This is a genomic window from Bacteroides sp. PHL 2737 (genome assembly GCF_004115325.2).
In the GTDB taxonomy this organism is placed as follows: Bacteria; Bacteroidota; Bacteroidia; order Bacteroidales; family Bacteroidaceae; genus Bacteroides; species Bacteroides hominis.
In genome coordinates this window covers 93,070-107,412 of sequence record NZ_CP040630.1, presented here as the reverse complement: position 1 = coordinate 107,412, position 14,343 = coordinate 93,070, and the positions used below count along the sequence as shown (strand labels likewise).

Here is a 14,343-nt window from a genome sequence, read left to right as displayed (position 1 = left end):
TTTTCACTATGAAAGCAACAAAAATATTGATCTGTATTCTCTGCTGCACATGGATTTGCAGTTGTAGCTTGTTGGAGGTTGATCCGGTTTCTACCATCACTTCACAGTCGTTCTGGAAAACTCCGGGAGATGCCAAAGCTTATCTTACGGGCATTTACAATAAGGTGCGTGACCTGAATAATACTTCTTATTACGGTGAAGATCGAGGAGATGCTTTTAAAGCCGGTGAAATCGGCCCTACAAGTGTGGCATGGGCTCACACATTGCTTGAGAGCAATGCTCCTTCTTATCGCTCGGCTTATAATATCATTCATCACGCCAATCTTCTTTTCAATAAAATTGAAAGTCTGAAGTTTACTAATGAGACTGAGAAGAATCGTATAAAAGCTGAGTGCCATTTCTTAAGAGCATATACTTATTTTCTTATAGTACGCATTTGGGGAGATGCTCCCATCATTACTGATCCTGTGCTTTCGGACAACGTTGAACTAAAACCTCGCTCTCCCAAAGAAGACGTCATGAAGTTGATCCTTGAAGATATAGAACAGGCTGTCCTGTTATTTCCGGAGGATGGATATATCAATAAGAATTTAGCTTCAAAGCCGGCTGCCTATGCTTTGAAAGCCGATGTTTTAATGTGGAAGGCAAAGGTCCTGAATGGTGGAAATGCGGATATGGAAGAAGCGATCAAGGCAATCGATCAGGTAGGCGGGAGTGGAGTGTCTTTGCTACCGGATTATGCAAAGGTATTTGCCAATGATAATAAAAAGAATAATGAGATCATTTTCTCTTTTTATTTTGAACGTTATGAAACTGGAAATCTTTCTATTGCAACCAACACTACATCGAGAACCGATAATTTATCGATGGCTGTCAACTTGGCCGATGCGGCAACTTCACCTAATCAGAGCCGCCATGTCTATGCCCCAAGTGACAAGGCCAGAGAGTTGTATCTTAAGTATCCGGGCGATAGGCGCTATAAAGTCGCCATGATTGATTTGGTGGATAAAGATGGTAACCTGATTTTAACCCAGACAAACAAATTCAGGGGGAAGGCCTATTCCGACGATCGTTATTTTGACGATGACTTGATAGCTTATCGTTGGGGAGATCTTCTTCTGTTGCGTGCTGAGGCCAATGCTGCACTCAATAAGATATCTGAGTCTCTTGTCGATTTGAATGAGGTTCGTGACCGGGCGGGCCTGGAGCCCTATGATGGCCCGAAAGATAAGATTGCTGTAGAGAAAGAAATCTGTGACGAACGTTTAAGAGAGCTTTTTATAGAGCAAAAACGATGGTTTGATTTGGTGCGTTTCCATTGTGGCGGGACCATTGACATTTATAAGGAGGTGCCCAATTTGAATGACAAGCCCGGTTATCCATTGTATTTCCCAATCAATTATAATGATATGGTCTTAAATGACAAACTGGTGCAGACAGATGGGTACGAAAGTAATGTAGAGAGATAGAATATAAAAAGAAGGAACTGTGTGGAGTAGCTGTTATATACTTTTACACAGTTCTTTTGATATGGAAGTATAATAATTTAAAGCATAAGTTTATGAAGAACACAATCTTGAAACTGTTTCTATTGTTTTGTGCTGTTCCTTCAATCGGACAAAATGTCCATCCCAATCTGCCTTGGATCGACATATCGGGGCAGCGTGAACGGCAGGTGACAATAGCTCCGGGCAGACCGGATTTATATAACGGACATCCTACTACTGTAATGATGGATGATCATAAGACTATTCTTTGTACCTGGTCTTACGGGCATGGAGGTAAAGCGTCTTTCATAGCCGAAAGTAAGGATGCCGGGCTGACTTGGAAAAATGGTAAAACCCCTGCTGACTGGCAGACGATGAGCAATTGTCCCAGTATTTACAAACTGACGGATAAGCAGGGGAAAGAACGTGTCTTTGTGTTTAGTGCCTGGCCGGACATGCCTATGACTTATAGTGAAGACGGAGGGAAGAGCTGGAGTCCGGTCCGTAGTTTGAATAAACCTTGTGTGATGGCGTTTTCAAGCATTGTAAAATTGAAGAATGGCGATTATCTCGGGTTGTATCACCGTGGACTGAATGATCGGGACCGTCCTCCGTTGACTTTGTGGCAATCTGTCTCACATGACGGAGGATTGACCTGGAGCGAGTCGGTGAAAGTAGGCGAGATGGAGGGGCGTTCACCCTGTGAACCCTGTGTCTTCCGTGCTCCCGATGGCAAACGGCTTGTCTGTGTAGCGCGTGAAAATAACCGGGTAGGCAATTCTCTGATGATGTTTTCTGATGATGAGGGAACCACCTGGTCTCCTTTGCAAGAAACTCCCTGGGGCCTGACCGGAGACAGGCATGTAATAAAGTTTACTCCTGACGGTCGTATGATTGCCGTCTTTCGGGATATGGCTCCCAACAGTCCGACGAAAGGGCATTTTGTAGCCTGGGTCGGTAATTATAAAGATTTGCTTGAGGGAACTTCCGGACAATATAAAATAAAGCTTTTACATAGTTATGCCGGTTCGGATTGTGGATATCCTGGTCTCGAAATCCTACCGGATGGGACTATTGTCGCCATCACTTATGTTAAGATGCGGCCGGGCCCCGAACAACACTCCATTGTCGGCGTACGCTTCAAACTTGAAGAAACTGATAAAATGCTATATTAACTTTTATCCCCAATTTTACCAATATGCGTTATATTTCGATATTGTTTTTATTTAGTTGTTTTTTACTCAGTACTCCGTTACGTGCCGAGCGGGTGAAAGTTATTGTTCGACAGCCCATAGTACCGGTCTTGACAAAAAAGGAGATTAATCCGGTTTTGCAATTAAAGTTGATAAAGAGCTGTCCGGGACCATGTTTTGTAAAGGAGATCGGATTATCCCTGAAAGGTACTACTTTGTTGACCGATTTAACTCATTTGAGTTTATATAGAGTTGCCGGAAAGAGGGGGCTTTCTGACTGGGAAAAGTGTGTCGACTCAGTTGCTCCCGCTTTAAAAACGGTTTTAGACACTCCGTTGGAATTGAAATCAGATACTACCATACTGTGGGTAACTGTTAAATTGAAAGATAAAGTTGACTTAACCCATCGTGTGACGGTCAGTTGTGATCATGTGACAACGACTTGTGGTAAGGCTTCTGTAACTTCCGTTCGTCCGATTGTCGCACTCCGTACCGGGGTTGCTGTACGGCAAAGAGGGGAAGACGGAGTTCATACTTCGCGTATTCCCGGCATTACTACTTCCCTGAAAGGAACTTTGATGGCCATATTTGATGCCCGTTACGATAGTTCGCGTGACTTGCAAGGTGATATCGATATTGCGATGATGCGAAGCCTGGATGGTGGAATGAGCTGGCAGCCGATGCAGATAGTGCTCGACCGCAAAAAGTGGGGTGGATTGCCAGAGAAATATAATGGAATCAGTGATGCTTGTATCCTGACCGATGAAAAGAACGGTACTATTTATGTGGCGGGACTCTGGATGTATGGAGTCTTAGATCCCCGATCGGGTAAATGGGTGGAAGGAATGACGCAGGACAGTACCCGTTGGATACACCAATGGCATGCGAAAGGTTCTCAGCCCGGGCTCGGGGTTAAAGAGACCTGTCAGTTCTTGATTACGAAAAGCGTGGATGACGGACTGACTTGGAGTGACCCTGTAAATATAACAGCACAAACCAAGAAACCGGAATGGTGGCTGTATGCTCCGGCACCGGGGCATGGCATTACTTTGAAAGACGGTACATTAATATTTCCCACACAAGGCCGTGATAAAGATGGAATACCATTCTCTAATATTACGTATAGCAAGGATGGGGGAAAAACATGGATAGCCGCTAAGCCGGCTTATCACAACACTACGGAGTGTATGGCAGTCGAATTACAGGATGGCAGCGTCATGTTGAATATGCGTGATAACCGTAATCACGGTAATAAAAAGGTCAATGGGCGCCGTATTTGTGTCACCGCCGATCTGGGAAGCACATGGACGGAACATCCCACTTCCCGAAAAGCATTGATAGAGCCTACTTGTATGGCAAGCATTCATCGACATACTTATCAGGAAAACGGCAGACAAAAGACTCTTCTTTTATTCTGCAATCCGGAGTCTTATGACAGTAGAGACCATATGACGTTAAAGTGCAGCCTGGATGATGGAAGTACCTGGGATTCAGGCCGGAAAATCATGTTGGATGAGTTGGGAAGTTTTGGCTATTCCTGTATAACCTCGGTCAATGATTCTACGATTGGTGTCTTTTATGAAAGTAGCCAGGCACAGATGGTTTTCCAACAAATACAGTTGAAAGAGCTCATTGATAAAGGTAAATCATATAAAGAGAGATAGTTGGTATGAAAGATAGAAAAATATATCCTTGGATCGTTGTCGGACTTTTATGGTTTGTGGCATTATTAAATTATATGGATCGTCAGATGCTGTCAACCATGAAAGATGCGATGCAGATAGATATTATAGAATTGCAGTCGGCTACCAATTTTGGGCGGCTAATGGCAGTTTTCCTTTGGATTTACGGTCTTATGAGTCCGATGGCAGGAATTATTGCCGATCGCGTCAGTCGTAAATGGTTGATTGTCGGGAGTCTTTTTGTCTGGTCGGCAGTCACTTATGGCATGGGGTATGCCGATACATTTAATCAAATCTACTGGTTGCGCGCATTGATGGGAGTCAGTGAGGCATTATACATTCCTGCGGGCCTCTCTTTGATAGCCGATTGGCATCAGGAGAAATCACGTTCGCTGGCAGTCGGTATCCATATGACGGGATTGTATGCCGGTCAGGCCATTGGCGGGTTTGGCGCTACGGTAGCTGCGGCCTATTCGTGGCATACTACATTCCATTGGTTCGGTATTGTAGGCATTGTCTATGCATTGGTCTTGATTATATTCCTTCGTGAGAATGAAGAGCATGCCAGGGTCATTCGGGCCATGCATACAGATAAATCAAAAAAGATTCCGTTGTTTAAAGGAGTGACTCTTTTATTCGGTAATATTGCTTTTTGGATTATTCTGTTCTATTTTGCAGCTCCCAGTCTTCCCGGATGGGCTACGAAGAATTGGTTGCCTACCCTGTACGCTGAGAATCTTGATATCCCTATGGCTGAGGCAGGTCCTATATCCACTATAACGATTGCTGTCTCTTCTTTTATCGGAGTTATTCTGGGAGGGTTATTGTCAGACCGTTGGGTATGCAAAGACATACGCGGACGTATCTATACAGGCGCAATCGGGTTAGGGTTGACCATACCTGCGCTTCTTTTATTGGGCTTAGGCAATGGTTTCATCAGTATAGTAGGTGCGGGATTTCTGTTTGGTGTCGGTTTCGGTATGTTCGATGCCAATAATATGCCTATTTTGTGCCAGTTTGTTTCGGCCAAATATCGGGCAACAGCCTATGGTATAATGAATATGACCGGAGTTTTTGCCGGAGCAGCTGTAACAAGCTTGTTTGGAAAATGGACGGACGGTGGCAATCTGGGATTGGGATTTGCTATTCTGGGAGGTATTGTATTGCTGGCTTTGGGTATGCAGTTGTGCTTTCTTCGTCCACACACGGATAATATGGAATGATACATAATCGTTTCCCGGACAGGGAGTAAGATTCCGGTCCGGGAAATGACTGTATCAGAACGGTTAGTTTACAATCCCAATACGTTTGGAGTAGTCTCTGCCTGCTGATTATTGAACTGTCCGTTCAGGTTCTCCCCTTCTTTCGGGTTCAGTTCCAGCGATTTCTTCATATCTTCTACTGAGCCTTCTTTGTCACCGTTCAGCAGTTTGGCACGTCCTCTTTCGTGGTAGGCCGCAGCAAAGTTCGGATTCAGGTCTATTGCTTCATCGAACAGTTCGATAGCCGCAGACAGTTTCTTCTGTGTAATGAACAATTGTCCCAGATATAGATAGGCCTGTTCGTTGAAAGGGTTCATTTCCGTCACACTGAGGTAATCGTTTTCGGCTTCTTCCTGCTTTCCGGTGGCTTCTTTTATTTTGCCACGTAACAGGAGGGCAGCTTCTTCGTCCGGATTCTGCGCAAGTATGGCTTCAATATCTTCCATAGCCTCTGCGAATTGCTGCATTTTGTACAGTGCTTCGGCACGAAGCAGCCGGGCTTCCGTGAAATCATCTTTCAGCACAATGGCCTTTGTCAGATGGGCAATGGTCATTATTCCGTTATCCAATCCATGATTGGCTTTACCTAACAGGTAGTGTGCCATTGCGTTACCCTCTTCCAATGCGATGGCCTTCTGGGCAGCATCGGCCATTTCCTGATAATTTTCTTGCATGAAGCACAGGTTGGCCAGCGTCAGGTACGTGCTCGTCAGTTCCGGTTCCAATGCAATCATACGTTCCAGCAGTTCATGTGCTTTCACGAACTCTCCGGTCTGCATGTAAATCTGGCTCAGATAGTTCAGTGTTTCGAAATCCTCTTCGATGGCCAGTGCTTCGTTGAAGCATTTAATGGCATAGTCCGGGCGTCCCATACGTTGAGCACGCAGGCCGTCATATTTAAATATCTCAAAGTTCTTTTTGGCGTTTTTCTGTTTTTCCTCCTCAGGGTTTTCTGTTTTACCTGAGAAAAAAGATTTAAAGAAGTTTGGCATGATCGATGTTTTTTTAGTTTGGTTGCAAATGTAGTAATTTCATCACATACCCTTACTGCTTTTCAGGAAGTTTTTTCGGTGAGCAACCCGTTCTCTGAACTTAGCAAGCCCTCGTCCAGCATAAACCGTACCACTTCGCCCAACTGTTCTTTATCTGTATTTATGTGCGAAGCTATCTCTGCCGGAGTCATCGGGTGTTCTTTCAGCAGGGTCGTTATTTGTTCCTTTAATTCGTCGAAGCTGCTTTGTGGCACGTCCGGTTGTGTGCGGTGGCTGAGGCAGACATCACATTGTCCGCAGTTGTGTTCGTTCTTCTCTCCGAAGTAGCGGAGCAACATCCGGCTGCGGCAGACATTCTCTGAAGTAACATACTCCACCATGGCATGAATGCGTTTCTCGTAGCGCTCTTTCCTTTCTTCGTATACCGCCCGGGGAATCTGCAGATAATGCAAATCTACCCGTTCGCGCGTATATATAATGTAAGGTGTCTTTTTATGCGGAATGTAGTCGACGATACGGCGCTTGCTCAGCATCACCAGCAAGTCGTAAATCTGCTGCCGGGTCAGTCCCGTACGTACCGCCAGAGTCTGCTCGCTGATGTAGGCATAGTCTGTAAAGACACCCGTGTAAGATCGCAGAATCATTTGTATCAGTTTCTCTGCGGCTTCCCCCATCTCACGGAGTTTATACAATTCATCCCGGCGGATCGTGAAGATGATTCGTGAGGCATTGTCCTGTTCGTCGGTATATTCCAGGTATCCGGCCTGTGTGAGTATCTTCAGAGCACTGTCGGCAGGTACGGGGAAATATTTGAATTTACGGCAGAATTCTTCCAGGCTGAAGTCATACATGCATCCCAGTCCGTCGCCCATCGCCATTTGATAGTGGTATTGCAGATGTTCGTACACATCTTTTATATAATCCTTATCCGGAAAGGTATCCGTAATACGTTTGTTGAGTGTCGTTTTATCCGATTTTGCGTAGAGTATGACTGCGTATGCTTTCTGACCGTCACGCCCTGCCCGTCCGGCTTCCTGGAAATAAGCTTCGGGGGAGTCGGGGAGGTCCAGATGGATCACGATGCGTACATCCGGTTTGTCAATACCCATACCAAACGCATTGGTGGCTACCATTACCCGGCTCTCACCGTTTTGCCATCGTTTCTGGCGGAGATCTTTGGTTGCATTGTCTAACCCTGCATGATAAAAGTCGGCAGTGATTCCTTCATTTACCAGCAGCTCGGTCGTTTCTTTGGTTTTCCGCCGACTGCGTACGTATACGATTGCACTGCCCTGTATCCGGTTCAGGATGTGAAGCAATTCTCCGTTTTTATTATCGGTGGAGCGGACAATGTATGCCAGGTTTTTCCGTTCGAAACTCATACGGAATACATTTTCCCGGCGGAAGTGGAGACGTTCCTGTATGTCTTTCACCACTTCGGGGGTGGCGGTAGCGGTCAGTGCTAGCACCGGAGCATCCGGCACCAGTTCTCTGATATCTGCTATTTTCAGGTAGGCCGGACGAAAGTCATATCCCCATTGCGAGATGCAATGGCTTTCGTCCACGGTGATCATGCTGATTTTCATTGACCGGAGTTTGGCCCGGAAAATTTCCGTATCCAGCCGTTCGGGAGAGATATAGAGAAACTTATAGTCTCCAAAGATACAGTTCTCTAATGCCACTACAATCTCTTGCCGTGTCATTCCGGAATAGATGGCTACCGCTTTGATTCCGCGTTTTTTCAGGTTCTGCACCTGATCTTTCATTAAGGCGATCAGTGGAGTGATGACAATGCACAATCCCTCTTTGGCAAGGGCAGGAACCTGAAAGGTGATTGACTTTCCGCCTCCGGTGGGCATCAGTCCCAGTGTGTCTTTGCCATTGCCAATGCTGGTTATGATGTCCTCCTGCAAATCGCGGAAGGAATCATAACCCCAGTATTGTTTTAAAATCTCTTGGTAAGTCACTCTATCGGCATGATATCTTCAATCTGCAACTGTACTTCCCCTCGTTTGTGGGTGTTCTCCTCAATGGTGTAGCAGATATCAAATGAGCGTTTGGTTTTGATGTATCTTACGTGCGAACTTTGTCCGAAAGCGATTCCGTTCATCACGTTGTTCGATTTGTTATCTACCAGTTCCAGCTTGATATGTTCCTGATCGCGTCCGACCACTTTGCTTGTTCCATAATCGTACACGTGGTGCGTGCAGAACACCGGTTTCTGATTATCGGGACCGAACGGGTTGAATCGTTTCAATTCATTGAAGAACTTCGGAGTGATGTCTTTAAAGTCTATTTCGGCATCGATGTCGATCACTGCACTGGTCTGTTCAGGCAGTATGTGTTCCGACACGAAACTTTCGAATCGTTCGGTGAATGCCTGTACGTTTTCCACTTTCATCGAGAGTCCGGCAGCATAGGTATGCCCTCCGAAGTTTTCGAGCAAGTCGCGGCAATGCTCGATAGCTTTGTAAACATCGAAGCCGGATACCGAACGTGCCGAACCTGTCGCCATGTCATCTGTCCGCGTCAATACCACTGCCGGACGATAGTAAATTTCTGTCAACCGTGAGGCTACGATTCCGATCACTCCTTTATGCCAGTCTTCATTGTAAAGCACTATGGAACGGCGATCCACTAATCCTTCCAGCTCGGCTACAATCTTATTGGCCTCTTCCGTCATGCTTTTATCCAGATCCTTCCGGGTTTCATTGTATTGGTTGATTTGTCCGGCTTTCTCAAGTGCTGCCGAGAAATCCTTCTCAATCAACAGGTCTACCGCTTCTTTCCCGTTCTGTATACGTCCGGAAGCGTTGATACGCGGACCTATTTTGAATACAATGTCGCTCACCGTAATTTCTTTCTCCGATAATCCGCATACATCGATAATCGCTTTCAGCCCTACGCTCGGATTGCTGTTCAGCTGTTTCAGTCCATGATAGGCTAAGATACGGTTTTCGCCCATGATCGGTACAATATCCGATGCAATGCTTACAGCGGTCAGGTCGAGCAACGGAATCAGATGATGAAACTCGATGCCGTTACTGATGGCAAAAGCCTGCATGAATTTGAACCCTACGCCACATCCCGAAAGATGGGTGTATGGGTATGTATTATCCAGTCGTTTGGCATTCAGAATGGCAACGGCCGGCGGCAATACATCGTCCGGTACATGATGGTCGCAGATGATGAAGTCAATTCCCTTCTCTTTGGCATACGTAATCTCCTCCACTGCTTTAATTCCGCAGTCCAGCACAATGATAAGTCCTACTCCTGTCTCTGCGGCATAGTCAACTCCTTTTTTGGAAATTCCGTATCCTTCGTTGTAACGGTCGGGGATGTAATAGTCAAGGTTCGAGTAGAACTGTTGAATGAACTTGTAGACCAGTGCCACAGCGGTGGTGCCGTCCACATCGTAATCTCCATAAATCAGAATGCGCTCTTTCTTTCCCATTGCCATGTTCAGGCGTTCCACTGCTATGTCCATATCCTTCATCAGGAATGGATCATGCAAATCGGGCAATTGTGGACGGAAGAATTTCTTGGCATCCTGTGCCTTTGTAATTCCCCTTTGCACCAAAAGTTGTCCCAGGACCGGGCTAATACCCAGTTCCTGAGCCAGTGCCCGGCTTGTCTCTGCCTGTTCTTGTGTAATGGGTCGATAATTCCATTTGTGATTCATTTTATATATTGTTTTTTCTTTTTATCTGTTCTCAGATGCCGGAAGTGCATAACTTTCCAACAAGCTGTAAAAGTACGAAAAAAACCGGAAGTGAGGGGTATATACTGAAAAAAATAATTGCTTGTGTTTTGTTTATTGATATTTGGTGCGACATGGTGAATCTACTATCTTTGTATCGTACTATTAAGTGTTATGATTATGCAAGATATAATAAACGGACGTTGCGGTTGGTGCGGGAGTGACGAACTGTATGTGAAGTACCATGATCAAGAGTGGGGAAAATTGGTGACCGATGACAAGACGCTGTTTGAGTTTCTTGTATTGGAGAGTGCTCAGGCTGGCTTGAGTTGGATAACCATCCTTAAGAAGCGTGAGGGGTATCGCAAAGCCTTTTGCAATTTCGATGCTGAGTCGGTGGCACAAATGACCGATGAAGATGTTGAACGGTTGATGCACTTTGATGGCATTGTGAAAAACCGTTTGAAGATCAAATCGACAATCACAAATGCAAGGTCATTTCTCGCCGTACAAAAGGAGTTCGGTAGTTTTTATAACTATACACTGTCATTCTTTCCCGACAGAAAACCAATAGTCAACAGTTTTCAGTCATTAAGTGAGATTCCGGTATCATCTCCCGAATCTGATGCTATGAGTAAGGATATGAAAAAACGGGGATTTAAATTCTTCGGAACTACGATTTGTTACGCCCACTTGCAGGCCTCCGGATTTATTAATGATCATCTGGCGGATTGTGTCTGTCGAAAAAGATAAATAACAATATAACTATGTACAGTGATAGAGGATATCTTATGCCTTTTGCCCGTTAACATTGTTAATGCCATTTTCCGATGGTTTTGTTCTTGTCTGCAAATAACAAGTCTTTTGCATTTAAAGAATTTGTTATTTGCAGACGAAAAACGAACTTTAACTCTGTGTTAAAACAAAGCTTTTACTGACAGATATTTTGTACTTTGAATATCTTGTTTTTCAGTTTGTTAAGTTCGATCTTCACTTCTTAGCCTTACTGAAGGTCTTTGCGGGCTATAACCGATATACTTGCTTTTTTATCAACTATAAACGGAGATCTTGCACTATCCGTTTATTTCCTTTTTGCCTTATTCAGTGCCGCAATCAGATACCTTCCTTTCGCCCCAATGTCACTCCAGCAAGTGTTGGCAATCAGCCGCCACACCGTTGTTCCCTTTCTTCCATAGTCCGACAGCCTGAGAATGGCGTTTACTTCGCTCACTTCGTTTATTCCCAATCTTTTTAGTGTGTCCGTCAGTCCCGGATAATTGTGCGTCATCGTATTGAAAGCGTATCCCGGTATCGGGAGAGAAGCAGAATCCTCCTTCCTTTCTTCCTCCTTCCCCTTGGGGGGAGCTGAGGGGGGAAATTCTTTATTTTCCTCTGCTTTATTTTCTTTTACTTTACTTTGTCCGGAATTGCATGCATTTTTTGCGTTAACGGCTACATCATGTACTACATTTCCCGGATTAACGGTTACATTTTCACCTTCCGGCGCTTCATCTTCCTGCTGAGTCAAGTCTTTCACCAGCAGATAGGGCAATGCTTTCAGATCCCTTTTTCTTCGCTTTGTCGCCTCCATCCATACCTTCTGTATGTTTGCCGAAGTCAGTATTCCGTTTTCCAGATAACTGTTTCTGTCCAATATTCCTTTGATGAAGAGAATTTCGATGATCCCCTGTACCTCAGCTACCTGCACTTCCCTTCCCGCCTTGTTGGCAAAGATCAGGCACTGTTCTTCATCCCAACGGATGAAGTATCCCTCCTTGTATATTTTACAAAGCAGCTTCAGTACGATTGCCGCCCCCTTTATTCCGTATTTTGCCTCTATCACTTCCATTGCGTTCTCTTCCATGAAGTTTACGCCTACCGGGAAATAGTTGATTCCGTCGTATGCTATTGCCATTGTTTTTTTAGATTAGTTGTTTTTTTATCCGTAATACTTTTATACCGAATTACCCCGGATTCCCAAAGATGTTTTCATTTGATTCCTCAAAATAGAAATAATTCATCTGTGAAAATCCGTGTAATCTGTGGTGTCCGATCTATACTGTCGGTCTCCATTCCATAAAGTTCTCCACCTGGAATGTTGTCCATCGCTGTTCGTCCACATTCCAGTAGACTACGGCACCTTCCACAGCCATCGGATCGTACTTTTTGCGGAACTCCGTCTCGTAGTGGATCAGTGTTGCCTTTACCATCCGGAAACTTCCGTCCTGTTTTCGGTAAGCCACCGTCGCATGCCCGTATAGCATATGATCTAATAACGCTTCCAATCGTTCCGCCATCCATTCTGCACAGGACTCTGTGTATCCTTTTTCGAAGATGATGCGTCTTTTCCATTTCAGTCTCAGTGATTCGCTTTGTGAGGCGTGTCTTTTTCTCTTTTTCATATTCCTATGATTTAAAAGGTTAATAAATAGATTGTTGCCTCAAAGATAAGTGGGTCCGGACGTACTCCGGTTCAATAAAATTCATTGTACGTATTTCGGCGGTTGATCTTCGGTTTCGTATTTTCCTTTTCTACCTCTTTCCACAGGCTATTTATATAAGTCTTGATTGTGCTATAATCCAGTGGTTTGAATACTCCACCTCTGAGCTTTCCGAAGAGTTCTTTTTCATAAATGTAGCGTGTTAGTGAAGCCTGACATGTATTGATGTTTTGTAGCTTTGCATCTATGATATAGGATCTTATCAACGCTTTTATGATCCCTTCATTGTTGGAGATAATCCCTTGTATCGGTACTCCCTTTTTTCTTCCTCTTGTTTCTATAACTGTTTCTGTTATAGTTGATTGTGTTTTCTTATTGGCGTTTTTTTACACTTTTGTTCATGACTTGAGATAATACCTTTTCTTTCTTCATTGGATGATTTATTTAGTTAATATTTAAATGAAGTTAATATGTTGCAAAGGTAGAAAGGAATCTGTCAGTGAACAAGTAAATGTGAAATTAAAGGGGAAATGAATACTCTTCTATAATTTAATTATTTGATATACAATGTCGTATTGGATAAAAAGATAAGTGTTTCAATAGACGTTCGTTTAATTGAACGCAAAGATAGAGGGTATTTTTAGAACTACAAAATGTTTAATAAAAAAAATGATTTTGCTCTTTTGATCGTTGTCTTAATATACTAAGCAATAGGTGTTTATGAATTAATAAAAAACGGCTTATTATCTGTCTGATTTTGTTTTCTGCCCTCTTCTGATTTATATACAAAAATCATGTGTTTTTAAACGAACGTCTATTGAAACATTTCTGCTTCATAATACGCTTGTTTACAAAATCTAAGATCAAAAATTCCCTGCTTCTTTGTGAAGATGGTCTTTTTTGCTCTGAATCCCTTTTCAAACCGTCTCTCCTGCGATAGGGGAGTACCTGATGAAATGATATACGCTGCAAGGCAAATAACAGAATTAGCAAACTTGACCGGAAGGTATTTCACTACCCCGGTGTCCCCCAATCATATCCTTTCGTGAACAAGAGTATTGATAAATCCTGGTACGCCCTTCGTATCACCTATAGCCGTGAGCTTGCCTTTAAGGAATACCTGGACTCCCGTGGAGTGAAGAATTTTCTTCCCATGCGCTACGAATACGTATTCCGTGGTGAGCGTAAGATCCGCAAACTGGTTCCTGTTGTTCACAACCTGGTTTTTGTTTATGCCACCCGCAGTGAGGTTGACGAAATGAAATCCACTGTCGGCGCTTCTCTTCCCATTCGTTATATCATGGACCGTGAGACCCGTCAGCCCATTACCATTCCTGAAGTCCAGATGCGTAGTTTTATTGCTGTTGCCGGTAATTACGATGAACAGGTTGTTTATCTGGATCCTTCCACCGTTTCCATGAAGAAGGGAGACCGTGTCCGTGTCACCGGTGGCATCTTTGAGGGTGTCGAGGGTGAGTTTGTCCGTATTAAAGGTGACCGCCGTGTGGTGGTTTCCATCCAGGGGGTTATGGCAGTTGCCACTGCTTTCATTCATCCCTCTTTAATCGAACTAATAAAGAATTAAA

General features: G+C 44.2%; 12 protein-coding genes. 6 read left to right on the top strand and 6 right to left on the bottom strand.

Features of this window, described 5'->3' with window-relative positions:
• Window positions 1–8: 8 nt before the first annotated feature.
• The 4 genes from DBK98_RS00480 to DBK98_RS00465 all read left to right on the top strand — a co-directional run bounded on the left by DBK98_RS00480 (window position 9) and on the right by DBK98_RS00465 (window position 5,585).
• Complete coding sequence (locus tag DBK98_RS00480; protein WP_005808623.1) at window positions 9–1,469, top strand: RagB/SusD family nutrient uptake outer membrane protein; 1,461 nt, start codon at window positions 9–11, stop codon at window positions 1,467–1,469.
• Between the two features lie 92 nt (window positions 1,470–1,561).
• Window positions 1,562–2,662: a sialidase family protein gene (locus DBK98_RS00475; RefSeq protein WP_005791096.1), complete on the top strand. Its 1,101-nt coding sequence runs from the start codon at window positions 1,562–1,564 to the stop codon at window positions 2,660–2,662.
• Between the two features lie 23 nt (window positions 2,663–2,685).
• Window positions 2,686–4,344 carry a sialidase family protein gene (locus DBK98_RS00470; protein ID WP_005808621.1) on the top strand — a complete coding sequence of 553 codons (1,659 nt, stop codon included), beginning with the start codon at window positions 2,686–2,688 and terminating at the stop codon, window positions 4,342–4,344.
• Between the two features lie 5 nt (window positions 4,345–4,349).
• Window positions 4,350–5,585 (top strand): MFS transporter, encoded by a 1,236-nt coding sequence (locus DBK98_RS00465; protein ID WP_005808620.1) that lies wholly within the window; start codon window positions 4,350–4,352, stop codon window positions 5,583–5,585.
• Between the two features lie 68 nt (window positions 5,586–5,653).
• Here DBK98_RS00465 and DBK98_RS00460 read toward each other — a convergent pair whose 3' ends face one another.
• The 3 genes from DBK98_RS00460 to recJ all read right to left on the bottom strand — a co-directional run bounded on the left by DBK98_RS00460 (window position 5,654) and on the right by recJ (window position 10,298).
• Window positions 5,654–6,616, bottom strand: a complete 963-nt coding sequence (locus DBK98_RS00460) for a lipopolysaccharide assembly protein LapB (RefSeq protein ID WP_005781582.1) — start codon at window positions 6,614–6,616, stop codon at window positions 5,654–5,656.
• 62 nt (window positions 6,617–6,678) lie between these two features.
• Window positions 6,679–8,583 (bottom strand): ATP-dependent DNA helicase RecQ, encoded by a 1,905-nt coding sequence (locus DBK98_RS00455; RefSeq protein ID WP_032536760.1) that lies wholly within the window; start codon window positions 8,581–8,583, stop codon window positions 6,679–6,681.
• Entirely contained in the window at window positions 8,580–10,298 is a 1,719-nt protein-coding gene (gene recJ / locus DBK98_RS00450; protein ID WP_005808615.1) for a single-stranded-DNA-specific exonuclease RecJ, read from the bottom strand. The genes DBK98_RS00455 and recJ overlap by 4 nt, the downstream gene beginning before the upstream one ends.
• Window positions 10,299–10,496: 198 nt before the next feature.
• Here recJ and DBK98_RS00445 point away from each other — a divergent pair, with 198 nt between their 5' ends.
• Window positions 10,497–11,069: a DNA-3-methyladenine glycosylase I gene (locus tag DBK98_RS00445; protein WP_032536766.1), complete on the top strand. Its 573-nt coding sequence runs from the start codon at window positions 10,497–10,499 to the stop codon at window positions 11,067–11,069.
• A 328-nt stretch (window positions 11,070–11,397) separates the two neighbouring features.
• Here the strand turns inward: DBK98_RS00445 and DBK98_RS00440 are convergent, their stop codons facing one another.
• From DBK98_RS00440 to DBK98_RS23025, 3 genes are all read right to left on the bottom strand, one after another.
• Window positions 11,398–12,231 carry a DUF4373 domain-containing protein gene (locus DBK98_RS00440; RefSeq protein WP_032536761.1) on the bottom strand — a complete coding sequence of 278 codons (834 nt, stop codon included), beginning with the start codon at window positions 12,229–12,231 and terminating at the stop codon, window positions 11,398–11,400.
• A gap of 139 nt (window positions 12,232–12,370) precedes the next feature.
• The gene (locus tag DBK98_RS00435; protein WP_005781572.1) at window positions 12,371–12,718 is read right to left on the bottom strand and encodes an SH3 beta-barrel fold-containing protein; all 348 of its coding nucleotides are present in this window, start codon (window positions 12,716–12,718) and stop codon (window positions 12,371–12,373) included.
• A 71-nt stretch (window positions 12,719–12,789) separates the two neighbouring features.
• On the bottom strand, window positions 12,790–13,023 hold the full coding sequence (locus DBK98_RS23025) for a hypothetical protein (RefSeq protein WP_032536762.1): 234 nt from the start codon (window positions 13,021–13,023) through the stop codon (window positions 12,790–12,792).
• A gap of 779 nt (window positions 13,024–13,802) precedes the next feature.
• On the opposite strand from DBK98_RS23025, the gene updY reads away from it, so the two are divergent.
• The gene (updY, locus tag DBK98_RS00430) at window positions 13,803–14,342 is read left to right on the top strand and encodes a capsular polysaccharide transcription antiterminator UpdY (RefSeq protein ID WP_033572591.1); all 540 of its coding nucleotides are present in this window, start codon (window positions 13,803–13,805) and stop codon (window positions 14,340–14,342) included.
• Window position 14,343: the final 1 nt, after the last annotated feature.